The 15,858-nt window shown below is 72.1% G+C and carries 17 protein-coding genes and 1 tRNA gene; 14 read left to right on the top strand and 4 right to left on the bottom strand.

Annotation, left to right across the window (positions count from 1 at the left end):
* The first annotated feature begins 149 nt into the window (after positions 1 to 149).
* Positions 150 to 233 (top strand) — tRNA-Leu (locus tag PZC42_RS14555).
* A 136-nt stretch (positions 234 to 369) separates the two neighbouring features.
* Here PZC42_RS14555 and PZC42_RS14550 read toward each other — a convergent pair.
* On the bottom strand, positions 370 to 1,467 hold the full coding sequence (locus tag PZC42_RS14550; RefSeq protein WP_277212258.1) for an IS1249 family transposase: 1,098 nt from the start codon (positions 1,465 to 1,467) through the stop codon (positions 370 to 372).
* Between the two features lie 396 nt (positions 1,468 to 1,863).
* Here PZC42_RS14550 and PZC42_RS14545 point away from each other — a divergent pair, with 396 nt between their 5' ends.
* The gene (locus tag PZC42_RS14545; protein ID WP_277212257.1) at positions 1,864 to 2,268 is read left to right on the top strand and encodes an HNH endonuclease; all 405 of its coding nucleotides are present in this window, start codon (positions 1,864 to 1,866) and stop codon (positions 2,266 to 2,268) included.
* Positions 2,269 to 2,279: 11 nt separating this feature from the next.
* Positions 2,280 to 3,197, top strand: coding sequence for a DUF1963 domain-containing protein (locus tag PZC42_RS14540; RefSeq protein ID WP_277212256.1), 918 nt, complete (start codon positions 2,280 to 2,282; stop codon positions 3,195 to 3,197).
* A gap of 407 nt (positions 3,198 to 3,604) precedes the next feature.
* On the opposite strand, the gene PZC42_RS14535 is transcribed toward PZC42_RS14540, so the two are convergent.
* On the bottom strand, positions 3,605 to 4,090 hold the full coding sequence (locus PZC42_RS14535) for a winged helix-turn-helix transcriptional regulator (protein ID WP_277212255.1): 486 nt from the start codon (positions 4,088 to 4,090) through the stop codon (positions 3,605 to 3,607).
* Between the two features lie 112 nt (positions 4,091 to 4,202).
* Between PZC42_RS14535 and PZC42_RS14530 the strand changes: the two genes are divergently transcribed.
* From PZC42_RS14530 to PZC42_RS14525, 3 genes are all read left to right on the top strand, one after another.
* Entirely contained in the window at positions 4,203 to 5,018 is an 816-nt protein-coding gene (locus PZC42_RS14530; protein WP_277212254.1) for an oxidoreductase, read from the top strand.
* A gap of 321 nt (positions 5,019 to 5,339) precedes the next feature.
* On the top strand, positions 5,340 to 5,564 hold the full coding sequence (locus PZC42_RS22670) for a toxin-antitoxin system HicB family antitoxin (protein ID WP_368860274.1): 225 nt from the start codon (positions 5,340 to 5,342) through the stop codon (positions 5,562 to 5,564).
* Between the two features lie 173 nt (positions 5,565 to 5,737).
* Entirely contained in the window at positions 5,738 to 6,121 is a 384-nt protein-coding gene (locus PZC42_RS14525; protein WP_277212253.1) for a cytidine deaminase, read from the top strand.
* A gap of 67 nt (positions 6,122 to 6,188) precedes the next feature.
* On the opposite strand, the gene PZC42_RS14520 is transcribed toward PZC42_RS14525, so the two are convergent.
* Together PZC42_RS14520 and PZC42_RS14515 are read right to left on the bottom strand one after the other, a co-directional pair.
* Positions 6,189 to 6,386 carry a tautomerase family protein gene (locus PZC42_RS14520; protein ID WP_277212252.1) on the bottom strand — a complete coding sequence of 66 codons (198 nt, stop codon included), beginning with the start codon at positions 6,384 to 6,386 and terminating at the stop codon, positions 6,189 to 6,191.
* A 35-nt stretch (positions 6,387 to 6,421) separates the two neighbouring features.
* Positions 6,422 to 7,669, bottom strand: coding sequence for a DegT/DnrJ/EryC1/StrS family aminotransferase (locus tag PZC42_RS14515; protein ID WP_277212251.1), 1,248 nt, complete (start codon positions 7,667 to 7,669; stop codon positions 6,422 to 6,424).
* 72 nt (positions 7,670 to 7,741) lie between these two features.
* Here PZC42_RS14515 and PZC42_RS14510 point away from each other — a divergent pair, with 72 nt between their 5' ends.
* From PZC42_RS14510 to PZC42_RS14475, 8 genes are read left to right on the top strand one after another with little or no spacing between them, the layout of a single operon-like run.
* Positions 7,742 to 8,845 carry an LLM class flavin-dependent oxidoreductase gene (locus PZC42_RS14510; RefSeq protein ID WP_277212286.1) on the top strand — a complete coding sequence of 368 codons (1,104 nt, stop codon included), beginning with the start codon at positions 7,742 to 7,744 and terminating at the stop codon, positions 8,843 to 8,845.
* 14 nt (positions 8,846 to 8,859) lie between these two features.
* The gene (locus tag PZC42_RS14505) at positions 8,860 to 10,044 is read left to right on the top strand and encodes an FAD-dependent oxidoreductase (RefSeq protein WP_277212250.1); all 1,185 of its coding nucleotides are present in this window, start codon (positions 8,860 to 8,862) and stop codon (positions 10,042 to 10,044) included.
* Entirely contained in the window at positions 10,041 to 10,742 is a 702-nt protein-coding gene (locus PZC42_RS14500; RefSeq protein ID WP_277212249.1) for a 4'-phosphopantetheinyl transferase family protein, read from the top strand. Before PZC42_RS14505 ends, PZC42_RS14500 begins: the two co-directional genes overlap by 4 nt.
* 27 nt (positions 10,743 to 10,769) lie before the next feature.
* Complete coding sequence (locus PZC42_RS14495) at positions 10,770 to 11,006, top strand: ferredoxin (RefSeq protein ID WP_277212248.1); 237 nt, start codon at positions 10,770 to 10,772, stop codon at positions 11,004 to 11,006.
* 18 nt (positions 11,007 to 11,024) lie between these two features.
* Complete coding sequence (locus tag PZC42_RS14490; RefSeq protein ID WP_277212247.1) at positions 11,025 to 12,590, top strand: ABC transporter substrate-binding protein; 1,566 nt, start codon at positions 11,025 to 11,027, stop codon at positions 12,588 to 12,590.
* Positions 12,591 to 12,606: 16 nt separating this feature from the next.
* The gene (locus PZC42_RS14485; protein WP_277212246.1) at positions 12,607 to 13,572 is read left to right on the top strand and encodes an ABC transporter permease; all 966 of its coding nucleotides are present in this window, start codon (positions 12,607 to 12,609) and stop codon (positions 13,570 to 13,572) included.
* On the top strand, positions 13,572 to 14,438 hold the full coding sequence (locus PZC42_RS14480; RefSeq protein WP_277212245.1) for an ABC transporter permease: 867 nt from the start codon (positions 13,572 to 13,574) through the stop codon (positions 14,436 to 14,438). The genes PZC42_RS14485 and PZC42_RS14480 overlap by 1 nt, the downstream gene beginning before the upstream one ends.
* Complete coding sequence (locus PZC42_RS14475) at positions 14,435 to 15,823, top strand: ABC transporter ATP-binding protein (RefSeq protein WP_277212244.1); 1,389 nt, start codon at positions 14,435 to 14,437, stop codon at positions 15,821 to 15,823. The genes PZC42_RS14480 and PZC42_RS14475 overlap by 4 nt, the downstream gene beginning before the upstream one ends.
* The last annotated feature ends 35 nt before the right edge of the window (positions 15,824 to 15,858 follow it).

Genomic DNA, 15,858 nt, shown 5'->3' with positions numbered 1-15,858 from the left:
TTGCGCCGAGGTCACGACCCTGTCACGGCGTGCGGGCGAGGGCGCGCGGGGGCCTGGTGGGTCCGGTGATCGGTGTGACGCAGGTCCCTGCCACCGGGGCGCATCGGGTTGGGATCACGGTGTCCGTGCGTGCTAATCTCCTACGGCACGCGCGAGTGGCGGAATAGGCAGACGCGCACGGTTCAGGTCCGTGTGCCCGAAAGGGCGTGGGGGTTCAACTCCCCCCTCGCGCACGTGAGGAGGGTTTCGGCTTCAGGGTCGGAGCACCTTCGGAAAGTCCCGGTCAGGTTCTCCTGGCCGGGACTTTCTGCGTTCTGGCGGGTCCGGGTTAGCGGCCAAAATGTGTGTCCGGCTGCGGCGTGTCGCGGGTTAGCGGTGTGATCGTCCGGCCCAGCCGGAGCGTGTCCAGAGGCCTTCCTCAGCGGTCGTGGCGGTGTCGTAGCCGTCGGGTTCCTGCTGGTCGTCGTCGAGGACGGTGGTGGGCTGTGTTGGCTGCCAGTGGTGGGGGCTGGTCATGCCTCGGTGGCGGCGCAGTAGGTCCTTGATCGGGTGGTTCGCTCCGCCCTCGATCCGGTTCGTTGTGGAGCTCAGGTTCAGCTCGGCGAGGTCGGGGTCAAGGTAGGTGAACAGCACGTCCTGTTTGTTGAGTCGGGCCAGGAGACGGTAGGCCTTGCGGAGCCGGTCGTGGGTCCACCACCAGGTCGCGTTCCTGCCCGCCCAGGCGGGGCGCATCCCGGCGTCCTTGAGGTAGGTCTTGGCGTTGATCACCTCGCCGTAGACCTGGTGCCAGGCGTGCAGGCGCAACTGCCAGTCGGTGGCCTGCTCGAGGGTGGTGATCTTCGTCAGGGCCAGGCTCAGGGCGCGTAGCGTCTTGCCGGCTTCGGTGCGCGGCCTCGTGGTCAGGTAGCGGCGCACGTTGCGTTGCACGTGCACCAGGCAGCGTTGGACTCGGGTGTCGGGCCAGCAGGTGGTGAGCGCGGAGGCGAGGCCGGAGCCGCCGTCGATGACCACGGCCCTCGGTGGCGGGATGTGTTCCAGCAGGGCCGTCCACGCGGCGGTCTTCTCGGCGTCGCACCACTGCAGGGCGATGACGGTGCCCGTGGTCCCGTCGATCGCGAGCAGCAGGCACCACCCGTGCGCCAGGTAGGTGCCGTCGAGCTGAACCTCGTCGTAGATCTCCCCGGTGATCGCGATGACGGGCTCGACGTTCCAGCACCAGGCATGCTGGCGGCGGAACGAGCGGGCGGAGCCGGCGCCGGCGCCGGCCTGGGTGCGTGACCCGGTCAGCCAGCCGACGAACCGGGTGATCTCGGCGCGACGGGTCACGTCCGCGCGGTCACGGGTCGTCGAGGACCCGCACGAGGTGCATCTCCAGCGGGTGCGTCCGGCGCTGGTACGCCCGTTGCGTTTGAGGTGGCCACCGCATACGCGGCAACGGCGTCGATGTCCAGCACCCGTGGCTCCCATGCCTCCAGGGGCATACCGGAACCCGATTCATCCGTCCTGGCCTGCCGAGACACCCCGTCAGCGGACACACATTCTGACCGCTAACCCGCGGGTCCTTCGGCCGCGCGCCTGGGGCTCCCTTCGTGCGAGGGCGCAGTGGATCGCGAGGCGGGCCGGGTGCGCGGTGGCGGTCGTCCTAGTTGTTGCCGGGGGTCGTGTGCTGGCCGGGCGGACCGCGCCGATGTCGCCGCGCGGACCGGGCGCGACCAGGTGGTCGACTACAACGGAAGGCTGGCACGTCGTCATTGGCGATGACGCCAACGCCGTCGATGAACGTATCCGCAGAGACCCGCGGACGGCATACGACTGACCCACGTCGCTCGACCGCGACCTCAGCCGTCGAGGTAGCGTCGTTCCGTGACCCGCCGCCGTAGGTTTCCCAGCACCTCGGCTGCGACGCGTGCGCGCTACGCCAAGCGTCGGAAACGACGGCTTGACCGAGTCGACAACGACCTCAGCACAGCGCAGTGGAACGACCTTGTCTTGAAATGGGGTGGCTGCGCCTACTGTGGCGTGACTACCGCTGCTCTGCAGAAGGACTGCCTCCTTCCGATCTCACGTGGTGGCCGCTACACGCTGACGAACGTCGTCCCGGCCTGTGCGTCGTGCAACGCGAGCAAGCACAACAGCGAGGTCTCAGGATGGCTGCGCCGCAAGCGACTCGACGAGAGTGCCTTCCTGCTCCGGCACGCCGAGATCCTGAGGAGCCTGCTGCGTGACGGCGGTGGGGGTTCGGTCAGCGCGCGCGAACAGGACAACTGAGGGGCAGGGGCGTGGCGAGGAAGTCAGCACGAACAGAGGAGGCGGCGCCCATCCATGGCACCTGGGCGGAGGTCCAGGAATGGCTTGCGGGCTTTGGCCCGTCTGCCGATGTCCTGGCCGCCTCCACGGCATGGTCGCCGGTGTTCTCGGGGCAGTCGTTCGCCTCGGGGCGCGAGGAGCTCGACGAGCTGTGGACAACGGGCGCGAACCTCTCCTGGCTCGGCGGCCCAGCCGTTGGCCCTCTCCAGACGTGGCCGCGCAACGCCGACGGTGCGCCGCTCGCCCATGTCGCGACGATCTCCCTGGCAGACGTCGACGGTGCTTCCCAGACCCCCGACAAGGCCGGATGGCCCGACCGCAGGCAGGGCCTGCCCGTCAGCGGCGTGCTCGACGTCTTCCACGATCTGCAGGTCTATGGCTGGGAAGCCGGCGATGACGCGTCAGGTGGTTGGCTCGTGCACTGGATTCCCGAGCCAGACCGCAGTGCGCTGATCGAGGCGCCTGACGAACTCGATACCCCGACGCACGTGTGCCAGCCAGGTCTCTTCCTGCCCGGGTTCTCCGTGATCTCCTCCCTGGACGTCGTACCTCACGGCGACGACAGCTTCGAGACCACCGAGAAGGTGACCGAGCAGATCCAACGTGCCTGGCTTCTCCAGCAGACCGGCTCGGCCACCGATGTCCCCGTCCCCGTAACCCATGTCTACGGTCACAGCCAGAACGGAGTCGGCCCGGCACTGGAGGTCCTCCAGCAGGCTCTGCCACTTCGCGAAGACAAGGACACATACCGGCTCGTGCTCGACCTCGAGAGCTGGACGCACCTCGCCGGATGGTTCGGCGACGCTGCCCCCCTCGAGATCTGGATGCGCCAATCTGATCTCGACACCCGCGACTTCGACGCTGCTTGGTGCATCACCCGCACCGACTGAGCGATGGCATCCCATGCCGTACCTCGCTGGGCACTCACTGCGCGCGATTGGCGAACACACCGGTCGGGCCCAGGGTGTGCCTGGCGGCATCTTGTAGATGTGCCTGAACCACCGCCGCCGGTCCGACGGCGGTGGTGGCGTCGGGATTCGGTCGGGACTTTCGTCGTTCCCGGCTGTCTCTGAAGGTTCTCGCTGGGTCGCCGATGGTGGTGAAGACGAGCCAGAGCCCGCCGCTCGTCAGATAGGACAGCTCCGCGGGCCAACGGGGCGCGTCGAGGACCTCTGCCGCGGCCGTCCAGCCGCCGAGACCGGCCAGACCAGCGCGAGCCCGAAGACGCCCAGCGGCTAGGTCCGCCGGGCGGGCACGGTCGCGCTCGGAGTGTGGCCCGCCGGTCGCAGCGTCGCTGTCATTCGCCGATCTCCCGCCCACCGACGGGTTCGGTAGAGACGGTGTCGTGGGTGACCGGCCGGCCGCAGTGGTGGCAGAGCAGGTCGACCTGGACCGGCTCGCCACAGGCGTGCCGGCGGGTGACGGCCGAGGCATCCGTCGCCCATCTGTCGCCCCACTGGGAGAGGGCGAGCATGGCCGGGAACAGCTCCTGGCCGGCCTCGGTGAAGTGGTACTCGTGGCGTGGCGGGTGCTCGCTGTACAGCCGGCGTTCGATGATGCTGGCGGCCTCGAGCTTGCGCAGCCGGTCCGCGAGGATGTCGCGGGACACCCCGGTGTAGCCGGCGATACGCGCGAAGCGGTGCACCCCGTAACCGATCTCGCGCAGCACCAGGAGCGACCACCGCTCGCCGAGGACGTCCAGTGCTGCGGCGAGCGAGCAGGGGCGGACCTCCAGGGGCAGCTCGGACATGCGGACGCCGGTGCGCGGGTCGAGATCGGTCATCGCTTCACCCTAGACGCGTGTGTTGTCTTTTCCAACTCACCCGAGCTACGGTTGTGGCCAGTCGGTAGGAAATCACAACACAGTGGCTTCCTCTTGAGTTCAGGAGTTCATGATGACGACAGCTCGCCAGGTAGCCCTCGTGACCGGTGCGTCCTCCGGTATCGGGAAGGACGCAGCGCTCGGCCTGGTCAAAGCGGGTTTCGATGTCGTCGGCACCAGCCGCGACACCTCGCGCGTCACCCCGCTGGAAGGAGTGACGTTCCTCGACCTCGACGTGGCCCGTGACGACTCGGCCGCCGCAGCGGTCAAGCAGGTGATCGAGCGGTTCGGACGGATCGACGTCCTGGTCAACAACGCCGGAGTCGGCTCGATCGGCGCGGCCGAGGAGAGCTCCGTCGCGCAGGCCCAGACGGTCTTCGACATCAATGTCTTCGGGGTCCTGCGCATGGTGCGGGAGGTCCTGCCGCACATGCGCGCCCAGGAACGCGGTCGCATCATCAACCTCTCGTCCGTGCAGGGGTTCATCCCCGCGCCCTACATGGCCGTCTATGGCGCCTCCAAGCACGCGATCGAGGGCTACACCCAGTCCCTGGACCACGAGGTCCGGGAGTACGGCATCCGGGCGCTGCTCGTCGAACCCGCCTACACCAGGACCGGGTTCGAGGCCAACAGCACGCAGCCCGACCTGCCGCTGGAGGTGTACGCGCAGCAGCGGCAGACCTTCGGCCGCATCATGACGGCGGCGGTCGAGGAAGGCGACGACCCGGCCGTCGTCGCCAAGGTGATCGTCGCAGCGGCGACGGACCCGAGGCCGAAGCTGCGCTACACCGCCGGCACGCTGGCCGGCCGCGCCAGTGTCCTGCGCCGCTTCGCTCCCTCCGGGATCTTCGACAGCCAGATCCGCAAGATGAACCAGCTCGCCAGCTGACATCCACCCGAACCGCAGACCCTGACGCTCCACCCATCCCGGGAGAGACTCGTGCCAGTCGCTCCACGCTCCGCCGTCAGTACAGTCGCCCGATTGCGCGCCGCTGCGGTGACGTCGACTCCGTGGTCGGGCGGCAGGATCCGAGAACCGAGGCCGGCAGATTCCGAGTTGGGGTAGCGGCAGATTCCGACCTGCGGATGCGTTGGGGTGCGGGACCAGGCTGTCGCGCGCCGTCTGACCCGAGTCGTCCGTGACGGCGAGTCGACTACCCGGTGATTCTTCTCGAAGGGCCCCGTGGCCTGGGCAAGTCGACGCTGCTGGATGGGCTGGCGGGTGAGTCTGGCCAGGCGTTCGCCGGCATCCAGCAACTCGCTCGCGATGTCGTCGCCGACCTCGAAGCCTCTGGCCAGAAGGTCCCTCAGCGAGTATTCGGGAAAGTTCCAGGTGCGGATCCCGCCGGCCACCCATCGGAGGATCGCCGAGAAGGCGGCCGAGGAGCACGTCTCCCTGCACAGGTACGTCTCTGACCGCCTGGCGTCGGCGTGAGACCCGACGAGCCGCTGTCCGAGACCGGGGCCGATGCATGACAGGTGACAGGTCGACTGGCTGGTCGACAGTGATCATCACTGACCTGTAGTGATGACGGCATTGGTCCGCTCGGGAACTTCGTCGTCGCCCCGGGTTGTCCGGACGCCCGGCGGCGGTGGCTGCCTGCGAAGATGACCGCCATGGAACCGCTGCGCTCTGAGCTTCGCCTCATCGCTGAGGCTGAGTCGCTCGCTACCCAGCTCGGTGATGACCCGAACCACACCGTCGCTGCCGCAGCCCTCGACACCCAGGGGCGCATCCACACGGCGGTGAACGTCTACCACTTCACCGGCGGTCCGTGCGCAGAGCTCGTGGCGATAGGTGCGGCTGCGGCCGCTCATGCTGGCCCGTTGGTCGCGATGGCCGCGGCTGGGGACCGATCACGCGGCCTCATCCCGCCGTGCGGACGGTGCCGCCAGGCCATGCTTGATCTGCATCCCGACGTCGTGGTCGCTGTGCCGACCCCGGACGGACCGCGGATGCGCCCGATCACGAAACTGCTGCCCGACAAGTGAGCCGGGACGCCCGGTACGTGGTCGAGCAGGTCGCCGGGCGAGCACCGGCGCGGGTCTCGGCTCACCGCTAGGAGGACACCCGACCCTGAACCTCGCCGGAGACCGCCCACCGGCGTGCCGGCGCGCCGTGCAGCACCACCCAGGTGCTGGCCTCGGCGTCCGGTCCGAGCGTGCGTCCGACGGCGCCGGAGAGCTCGGTCAGCAGCGCCGCCTCCGTCTCGGGGGTGAGGCGCTCCTCGAAGATCTTGACCTCGATGAATGGCACGGTGCGGCTCCTTCTGCGATCGCGTGGGTGGGGGGTCAGGCGTGGCGGGACGACGCCGAGCGGAGCGCTCGGTCGAGCTCGGTGGCGAGGATGTCGACCTGGTCGTCGGAGAGCGTGGGCTGGCACGGGAGGTTGAGGTGCCGCTCGAACCAGTCCCGTTCGGCGACGGGGCACTCGCCCCGGCGGTGCCCGCGCAGCTGCCACTCAGGCGTGAGGTGCAGCGGGGCGTACCGGAGCTGGACCTGGATCCCGGCGCGGTCGAGGTCGGCGAGCACCTGGTGGCGCGCGTCGGCACCGAGCTCGCAGAACGCCGTGTAGAGGTGGTGGGCGCTCCGGTCGCCCGGGGTGGTCGTCTGCGTCGTGAACCCGGGGACCGCTGAGACGACGGCGTCGAGCCGGTCCACGATGGCCTCCCGGCGGGCGATCATCTGCCCCAGTCGCTCCAGCTGTGCCAGCCCGACGGCGCAGGCCGCCTCGGAGAGCGTTGCGTTGGTCCCGGAGCGCCGGATCTCGCTGACGCCGGTGTCCAGCTCGTCGGCGTAGATGAGCCACGGGCGCAGCTCGGTGAAGGCCGCGGACCGGGCGGCGTCGCTGAGACGGATGTCGATGCGGTTGTCGCGGATGCGGCGGACCCGGTGGGCGAGGGTGTCGTCGGCGAGCGTGATCAGGCCGCCCTCGCCGAGGGTGGTGATGTTCTTCGACGAGTGGAAGCTGAAGCAGCCGATGTCCCCCAGCGACCCGGGTGCGCCGGCGGGGGTCGAGGCGCCGAGGGCGTGGGCGCAGTCCTCGATCACCAGCGCGCCGTGGGCGTGAGCCAGGGCGGTGATCGCCGGCATCTCTGCCGGGCGGCCGCCGTAGTGCACGAGGATCACCGCGCGGGTGCGGTGGGTGATGACGTCGGCGAGTGCGTCGGGGTCGAGGTTGAGCGTCACGGGGTCGATGTCGCAGAAGCGGACGGTCGCCGGGGACTCCAGCAGCGGCTGGGCCGTCGCCTGGAAGGTCTGCGGGGTCACCACGACCTCGTCCCCGGCCTCGAGGTCGAGGAGGCGGATGGCGATCTCCAGCGCGACCGTGCCGCTGGTGACGGTCAGGGCGTGCCGGCACCCGATGAGGGCGGTGAGCTCGGCCTCGAACGCCTCCCGCCGGCTCGCCGCGCTCAGGCTGGACGCACCCTCGAGCACCGAGGTGAGGGCAGCGATCTCCGCCCGCCCGACGACGCTTCCGCGCGCCGGCGCCGCGACGCGGTAGTGCCTGTCGGTGGCGTGGGTCTGCGAGACGGTCATGGTCCTCTCCTGACGACGGACGACCGTACGCTACTCTAGAATGAGACTCATTCGCATTAAGGCGAGGTGGAGATGCAGTTCGGTCTGACGTTCTTCCCGGTGTTCGACCCGGCGCTCCGCGCACCGGCCGACTACTACGACGAGGTGGTGCAGCTCGCGGTCCGTGCGGACCGCCTCGGCCTGGAGCACGTCCAGGTCGTCGAGCACCAGCTCAGCGGGTACGGCGGGTACAGCCCCGACCCGGTCACGCTGCTCACCGCGATCGCCGCGCGGACCGAGCGCATCCGCCTGACCACCGGCGCCGTCGTCGCCGCCTTCGGGCACCCGATCAAGCTGGCCGCGTCCCTGGCCCTCCTCGACCAGCTCTCCCGCGGACGCCTCGACGTGGGCTTCGGCCGGGCGTTCCTGCCCGCGGAGTTCGACGCGTTCGGCGTGCCGATGGACGAGAGCCGCGTGCGCTTCGCCCAGAACGTCGAGACGATCGTGCGGCTCTGGACGGAGGAACAGGTGGCGTCCGACCTGCCGTGGGCACCCTTTGACCCGGTGACGGTCTACCCGCGACCGTTCCAGGCGCCGCACCCCCCGGTCTTCGTCGCCTCGACGACGAGCCTCGACTCCTGCATGGCCGCCGGGCGGGCGGGCCACCACCTCCAGGTCGTGCCGACGGTCACGCCGCGTCCGCAGCTGCAGGAGATGCTCGCCGCCTACCGCGAGGCGCGCGCGACGGCCGGTCACGGCCCCGGGCGGATCCAGATCAAGTACACCTGCTACCTGGCCGACGATCGCGCCGTCGCCCACGCCGACGGCCGGCGGTGGGAGGCCAACTACATCGAGCACATGGCCACCGCGGTCTCGTCCTGGGCGACGCGCCGCAGCGCGGACTACGCCGGGTACGAGCAGCTCGTGGACAAGATCCGCGGGTACGACTTCGACCGCGCCCTCGGCAACGACACCGTGCTGGCCGGGACCGCGCAGGACGTCGCCGACCAGCTCGCGCACGTCCGGGAGTGGTACGGCGAGGACCTCACGGTCAGCCTGCACCTCAACCCCGGCCTGATCGGGGCGACCAAGGCCCAGCGAGCGCTCGACCTGCTCGTCGAGGAGGTCGCCCCGCGCCTGGACGTCGCCATGCCGACGGCCGCCGAGGCCGACCCGGCCCTCACCGGCCCGGCGTGACGAGGAGCGGCTCGGTGCGGGTGATCGTCGTCGGGCTCGGGGCCTGGGGCGCCCACATCGCGTGGCGGCTCGCGCGGCGCGGGGCCGACGTCGTCGGGCTCGATCGCCACGCCCCTCCGCACGGCTTCGGGTCCTCCGGAGGGGCGACCAGGATGTTCCGGACGGCGTGCCTGGAGCACCCCGACCTCGTCCAGGTGGCGCGGCGCTCCGACGAGCTGTGGCGCGAGCTGGCCGACCGGTCGGGTCGCCGGCTGCGGGTGTCCAGCGGGGGGATGCTGCTGGGACCGGCGGACGGCCCGGTCGTGACCGGGGCGCGGCAGGCCGCCCAGCGGCACGGCCTGCCCGTCGAGGTGCTCGACGCCGCCGCGACGCGACGCCGGTTCCGGGGCCACGCCACCCTCCCCGAGGACCACCTGGCGGTCTTCGAGCCCGAGGCCGCCCTGCTCGACGTCGACCAGGTGATCAGCGGTGCCCTGGAGCAGGCGCGAGCCGCCGGGGCCCGGCTCCTCACCGGTGCGGGCGTGCAGGCGGTGGAACGCCGGGCCGGCGGCGGGGTACGGGTCGAGTGGGTCGGGCAGGAATCCAGCGCGACGGGGGTGCTGGAGGCCGACGTGCTGGTGCTCGCCGCCGGGGTGGGGAACGCCGGCCTCCTGGCGCCGCTGGCGCCCGAGCTCGTGGAGGCCGCGGGCTGGCGCACCGTGGCCATGCCGATGACGTTCCTGCGGGTCGGCGACCCGGACGGCCTGAGCATCGGCGACCTGCCGGTCTTCATGCGCGAGCTGGAGGACGGTCGTGTGGTGTGGGGCCACGGCGTGCTCCCCGGCGCGGACCCGTCGGTCGTCAAGCTGGGCGTCGAGGCAGCGACGCCGGTGCCGCCGGGCAGCGGCGTGCCTGACCTGACGTCGCACGACTGGGCGCCCGTGCTCGAGCAGGGGCCGCTGACCTTCCCCGGCGTCCGCGCCGAGCCGGTGTCCGGCACGATGTGCCGCTACGACCGCACCCGTGACGGGCAGTTCGTGATCGGGCCCGTCGACCATGAGCGGCTCGTCTGGGTGGCGGGCGGCTGCAACGCGCACGGGTTCAAGCACTCCGCGGGGATCGGCGACGCCGTCGCCGAGTGGCTCGTCGACGGGTACACCACGATGCCGGTCGACGCCTTCCGGCCCGACAGGTTCGCCGACGCCGTCGTCGGGGGATGAGGCCGCTCGACCGCGCGCTGCTCCCCCACGGGGACGCCGGCGCCGTCCACGGGTGGTTGACGGACCGGATCGTCGAGGACGGCCTGCTGCCACCGGAGCCCGCCCTCGTCGCGGGGGCCGTGCCCGGCCGCCGCGCACAGTTCGCCTCCGCCCGGCGGTGCGCCCGCGCTGCGCTGGAGGACCTCGGCCGTCCCGCGGTGCCGATCCTCCACGACGGGCGGCGGCGTCCTCGCTGGCCGGCCGGCGTCGTCGGATCGCTGACGCACTGCGCGGGCCTCGCCGCGGCGGTGGTGGCGCCGTCGGACGCCTGCCTGGGTGTGGGGGTCGACGCCGAACCGGCGGTCCCGCTGCCCGACGACGTCGTCGAGCTGGTCCTGTCCTCGGCGGAGCGGCGCCGGCTCGCCACCTGGCGGCGATCACGAGGACCCGCCGAGACGATCGTCTTCAGCGCCAAGGAGTCGGCGTTCAAGATCTTCAGCCCGTCGACGGACGGCTGGCTCGATCCCGACCAGGTCGACGTCGCGGTGTCGGCCGACGGCGCGGTCGTGGCCGACCTGGCCCGCCCGCTCCCGGACGGCCGCACCCGGTTGTCCGGTCGCTGGGCGGTGGTGGGCCGGCACGTCGTCACCGTGCTGGCAGCGCCGGTCGCCGGAGGTCGTCTCGGAGTGCGGGACTTTCCCGAAGAACCTGGTATTTAATGATGAGGATGATTATCATTAGCATCCGTGGGAGCGAGAGTCGCGGTCGACCGGACCAGGTGCATCGGTTCGGGGAACTGCGTGCTGGTCGCGGCAGCACTGTTCGACCAGGACGACACGCTGGGCATGGTGTCTCTGCTGCCGGCCGCACACCGTGAGCTGACCAGACAGGACGCTGCCGCCGCCGCCGAGGCGGTCGGGCGGTGCCCTGCCGGAGCGCTTCGTCTCGTCACCACGCCTGCGAGCTCTGCTCAAGCGACCTAGATGGGACCACGATCCACCATGAACGACGCGATGCTGTCTCGACGCGGGCTGCTGCTCGCCGGTGGGCTCGGACTGGCGGCGGGCCTGACCGCCTGCGCCTCGCCCGGCTCCCCGTCCTCCCCCGCGCCCTCCCCGACGGCGGCGGGCGGGGGAAGCGCCGGCGGGACGCTGCGCGCGGCGTTCGTCGGCGCAGGCGCCCAGGAGAGCCTGAACATCCTCCTCGGCCCGACCGCGCTCGACTCCGTGCGGATGCGGGCGGTGCACGGTCAGCTCGGTGCCATCGACCCGAGCGGCCAGGACGGCGTGCGGCTCGGTGTCGCGGAGCAGATCACCGCCGCCGACGACCTGTCGAGCTACACGATCACGCTGCGCTCCGGGGTGAGGTTCACCGACGGGAGCGTGCTGACGGCAGCCGACGTCCTGCACTCCCTCCAGCTGCCGATGGTGCTGCCGGCGCTGCCCTACCTGCAGACCGTCGGGCAGAACTTCGACCTCGACTCCGCGCGCGTCCTCGACGACCTGACGATCGAGCTCCCCACGCTCCAGCCGATCGCCGACGGTGCGCTGCTGCTCTGCCAGAACAGCTTCATCGTCCCCGAGGGCACCGAGGAGTTCACCCCCGCGTCCCCGAGCTGCGGCCCGTTCCAGATCGCGGAGTTCGTCCCCGGGGAGGGAACGGCGCTGACCCGGTTCGACGACTACTACGGCGGGGGCACGCTGCTGGACGGGCTCGAGCTCCGTGCGATCCCGGGGACCGACGCCCGGGTCGCGGCGCTGCAGGCCGGCGACATCGACTTCGCCGGCGACATCGGGCCCGTGCGGGCCCAGACCCTCGACGGCAACGACGACGTGGTCGTCGAGTCGACCGAGGCGCCGTACCTGACGGCCCTGAACTTCTCGATGAACGTGAACCACGAACCGTTCGACGACGCCGACGTGCGCCGCGCCTTCAAGCTGGCGATCGACCGGCAGGCCATCGTCGACACCGTCCTGTACGGCCGCGGCGAGGTCGGCAACGACCTGCCGGCCAAGGGCTTCCCCGACTACGCGGCGGACCTCCCCCAGCGCGAGTACGACCCCGAGGCCGCCCGGGACCTGCTGCGCCAGGCCGGCGCCGAGGGCATGAAGGTCACGCTCACCACGGGCTCGGAGATCGAGGGCATGAACGAGGTGTCCACCGTGGTGGCCCAGCACCTCGCCGAGATCGGCGTCGAGGTCGAGCTGGACTCCCTCCCGCAGGGCCAGCTGTACTCCGACATGGAGGCGTACTTCTCCTCGGACTTCGTCGTGGGCTACACCCCGGCCACCCCGCTGCTGTCGGGGTACACCTCGACCCGGGTCGCCGGAGCGCCGAGCACCTTCGGCTTCGACCGGCCGGACATCGACGAGCTGGTCTTCGCTGCGCGCAGCACCGCCGACGGCGAGGAGCGTGCCGCCAAGGCCCGCGAGGCGCAGCAGCTGATCTGGGACGAGGGCAACGGCATCACGCCGGTCTTCCTGCCGTCGGTCAGCGCTCGTGCCGCCTCGGTCTCGGGAGTGGAGCTGCAGTCCTGGCCGAACTTCTCCGAGGCGTCCCTGTCCTGACCGTCCACCTCCTCGCATGACTCCTGACGTCCTGTCCGGCCGGGTCCGCTGGGTGCTCGGCCGCCTGCTGCTGGCCGCGGCGACCCTGCTGCTGCTCTCCGCGGTGATCTTCACCGTGACGGACGTGCTGCCGGGTGACGCCGCGGCCCGGCTGGCGGGCCCTGACGCCGCCCCCGCCGACGTCGCCCGGCTGCGGGCGGACCTCGGACTGGACCGCTCCGCCACCCAGCGATACCTGGAGTGGCTGGGCGGTGCCGTGCGAGGCGACCTGGGGGTCAGCGCCATCTCCGGACGTCCCGTGGCCGAGGTCGTCGCCGAACGCCTGCCGAACTCCGTCGTGCTCGCCGGGGTCGCGCTCGTCCTCGCGGCCCCGCTCGGCGTCGCGGCGGGGCTCGCGGCCGGCATGCGGTCGGGGCGGCCCACGGACCGGGCCGTGACCGGCACCAGCGTCGTGGTCGCCGCGATCCCCGAGTTCGTCATGACCGTGCTGCTCGTCGTCGTGCTCTCGACGCTGCTCGGGTGGTTCCCGCAGGTCACGACGGCGCCGCTCGGGGGGCGGCCGTGGGACGCCCCTGCCGCGATGGTGCTCCCGGTGCTGAGCCTGGTGCCGCTGGGCTTCGCCCTGACGGCGCGCATGATGCGCTCGACGGCGGCCGGCATCGCCTCGAGCCGCTACGTCGAGGCCGCGCGCCTCCGCGGGGTAACCGGCCGTGCGCTGGCCGTACGCCACGTGCTGCCCAACGCGGTGCAGCCCGCGATCCAGGTGATCGCCGTGCTGTTCGGCGGGCTGATCGGCGGGTCCGTCGTGGTCGAGCTGGTCTTCAACTATCCCGGGATCGGCCTGGAGCTGCAGCAGGCGGTCGGGAGGCAGGACCTGGTGATGGTGCAGGGCATCGCGCTGGTCCTCGCCGGGCTGGCCCTGGTGAGCCTGGTGGTCGGCGACCTCGTGGCCGGCCTCGTCGACCCCCGGGAACGAGGATGATGCGCGGTCGGCGGTGGGTGGCCCCCGTGCGCATCCCGGCGCGGACCCCCCGCGAGCACCGGGCATGGGCCGCGCTGCGGGCCCTGGGCCTGGGCGTGCTCGTCGGGGTGATGGTGATCGCCGTCCTCGGCCCGCTGTGGCCGGGGTCGGCGACCGCGCAGGCCGGCCTGCCCTACACCGCCCCCGGCACGGACGGCGTGGGCCTCCTCGGCACCGACGGCATCGGCCGTGACGTCGCCCTGCGGGTGCTGCACGGCGGTGCCCGTCTGGTGCTGGTGGCGGCGGGAGCCACGGTGTTCGGCATCGTGGCCGCGATCCTGCTCGGGGTCGTGCCGGCGCTGCTCTTCCCCCGGGCGAGCGGTGCCGTCATGCGGGTCGTCGACGCGTTCGGCGTGATGCCCGGCCTGCTCGTGCTGCTCCTGCTGGCCGCGGCCTTCCCCGGGGACGACCTCATGCTGATGGTGGGGGTCGCCGTCGTCAGCGTCCCGTACTCCGCCAGGGTGCTGCGGGCCGCCGCCCGCGAGATCGCGGGCGCGGGCTACGTCGAGGTCGCCCGGGCCCGCGGCGACCGGTGGTGGACCGTCCTGCTGCACGACATCCTTCCCAACCTGGCGCGCCCGGTCGCCGCCGAGACCGGGCTGCGGTTCACCACGGCGCTGCACCTGAGCGCCACCGCCGGGTTCCTCGGCCTGGGCCGCGGTGCGCCCTGGCCCGACTGGGGCCTGATGGTCCAGGAGAACCTCCCGGGGATCGCCCTGAACCCGTGGGCCGTCGTCGTCCCCTCGCTGCTGCTCGTCCTGCTCATCGTCGGCGTGACGGTCGTCGCGGACCAGGTCGCCACCCGGCTGGGAAGGGAGCGCTCATGACCACCACCGGACACGACCCTGCCGGGCTGGTGACCGTCGACGGACTGACGGTGACCGCCGGCGGTCGGCGGATCCTCGACGGCGCGTCGATGCGGGTCGCCGACGGTGAGGTGGTCGGCCTCGTCGGTGCCAGCGGCGCGGGCAAGACCACGCTGGCGTCCACGCTGCTCGGCCACCTGCGGCCCGGCGTGCAGCGGGTGGCGGGGACGGTGCGGGTCGCCGGCCGTGACCCGTTCGACCTCAGCGAGCAGCGCGTGCTGCGTACCGACGTCGTGTCCTACCTGGGGCAGGACCCGTCCGTCGAGCTCGACCCGGCGTGGCGCATCGGGGCGCAGCTCCGCGAGCGCGCGCGCCAGCGTGGGCAGCGGCTGGCGCGCGCGGACGTCGACGAGCTCCTGCACCGGCTGGGGCTCTCGGCCGGTGCTGCGCGGCGCCACCCCCACCAGCTCTCCGGGGGGCAGGTGCGCCGGGCGGCGTTCGCCCTCGCCGTCGTCCACCGCCCCCGCCTCCTCGTGCTCGACGAACCGACGTCAGGGCTCGACGCCGCCAGCGCCGAGCTCCTCGGTGAGCTCGTCGCCGACCGCGGCCGCGACTGCTCGGTGCTCCTGATCACCCACGACCACTCCGCCCTCGCGCGACTCGCGGACCGCGTCCTGCACGTCGAGGCAGGAACCGTCCGCGAGACCGGGATCGTCGACCGCGCGAGGTCCGCGCCGCGGGCCGACGCCGGGCAGGCACGTGACGTGCTGGTGGCCCGGGGACTGACGGCCACCCACCGCGGGCGTCCGGCGCTGGCCCCGGTCGACCTGCGCCTGACCGCCGGCGCGACGGCGGCCGTCGTCGGACCGTCCGGGTCCGGCAAGAGCACGCTGGCCCGCGTGCTGGTCGGCCTGCACCCCCGGCGGGGCGGCTCGCTCGAGCTGGACGGCCGCCCGCTGCCCGCGGCGCTCGGCGCTCGCAGCGGTGCCCAGCGCCGTGCGGTCCAGCTCGTCCCCCAGGACGCGACCGGTTCGCTCAACCCTGCCGAGACCGTGCGACGGACGCTGCGCCGCGCCCTCGTCGCCGGCGGGCGGGCCGGCGCGGCCGACGAGACCGCGGAGCTGCTCGGGGCGGTCCGCCTGGACCCGAGCATGCTGCCGCGGCGAGCCGCGGAGCTCTCCGGCGGTGAGCGTCAGCGCGTCGCCGTGGCGCGCGCGCTGGCCTGCCGGCCGGCCGTCCTGATCTGCGACGAGATCACGTCCGCGCTGGACGAGGCCACGGCGACGTCCGTCCTCGAGGCGGTCGACGCGCTGCGCGCGGACGGCACCGCCGTCATGGTGATCACGCACGACCGCCACGAGGTGGACCGCTGGGCCCACCGCACCACCGAGATCGCCGAGCCCTGAACCGGCCCTGAGCCGGCCCTGAGGGGGCGCCGGGC

Source organism: Isoptericola croceus, assembly GCF_029382255.1.
Classification (GTDB): Bacteria; Actinomycetota; Actinomycetes; order Actinomycetales; family Cellulomonadaceae; genus Isoptericola; species Isoptericola croceus.
This window is presented reverse-complemented; position numbering and strand designations above follow the sequence as displayed.

What these genes read in the sequence shown, in the direction of transcription:
- PZC42_RS14550 (WP_277212258.1), bottom strand. Translation starts at nt 1,467, where the DNA reads ATGGGAGCCACGGGTGCTGGACATCGACGCCGTTGCCGCGTATGCGGT.
- PZC42_RS14535 (WP_277212255.1), bottom strand. Translation starts at nt 4,090, where the DNA reads ATGACCGATCTCGACCCGCGCACCGGCGTCCGCATGTCCGAGCTGCCC.
- PZC42_RS14530 (WP_277212254.1), top strand. Translation starts at nt 4,203, where the DNA reads ATGACGACAGCTCGCCAGGTAGCCCTCGTGACCGGTGCGTCCTCCGGT.
- PZC42_RS22670 (WP_368860274.1), top strand. Translation starts at nt 5,340, where the DNA reads ATGGGCTGGCGGGTGAGTCTGGCCAGGCGTTCGCCGGCATCCAGCAAC.
- PZC42_RS14525 (WP_277212253.1), top strand. Translation starts at nt 5,738, where the DNA reads ATGACCGCCATGGAACCGCTGCGCTCTGAGCTTCGCCTCATCGCTGAG.
- PZC42_RS14515 (WP_277212251.1), bottom strand. Translation starts at nt 7,669, where the DNA reads ATGACCGTCTCGCAGACCCACGCCACCGACAGGCACTACCGCGTCGCG.
- PZC42_RS14510 (WP_277212286.1), top strand. Translation starts at nt 7,742, where the DNA reads ATGCAGTTCGGTCTGACGTTCTTCCCGGTGTTCGACCCGGCGCTCCGC.
- PZC42_RS14500 (WP_277212249.1), top strand. Translation starts at nt 10,041, where the DNA reads ATGAGGCCGCTCGACCGCGCGCTGCTCCCCCACGGGGACGCCGGCGCC.
- PZC42_RS14490 (WP_277212247.1), top strand. Translation starts at nt 11,025, where the DNA reads ATGAACGACGCGATGCTGTCTCGACGCGGGCTGCTGCTCGCCGGTGGG.
- PZC42_RS14485 (WP_277212246.1), top strand. Translation starts at nt 12,607, where the DNA reads ATGACTCCTGACGTCCTGTCCGGCCGGGTCCGCTGGGTGCTCGGCCGC.
- PZC42_RS14480 (WP_277212245.1), top strand. Translation starts at nt 13,572, where the DNA reads ATGCGCGGTCGGCGGTGGGTGGCCCCCGTGCGCATCCCGGCGCGGACC.
- PZC42_RS14475 (WP_277212244.1), top strand. Translation starts at nt 14,435, where the DNA reads ATGACCACCACCGGACACGACCCTGCCGGGCTGGTGACCGTCGACGGA.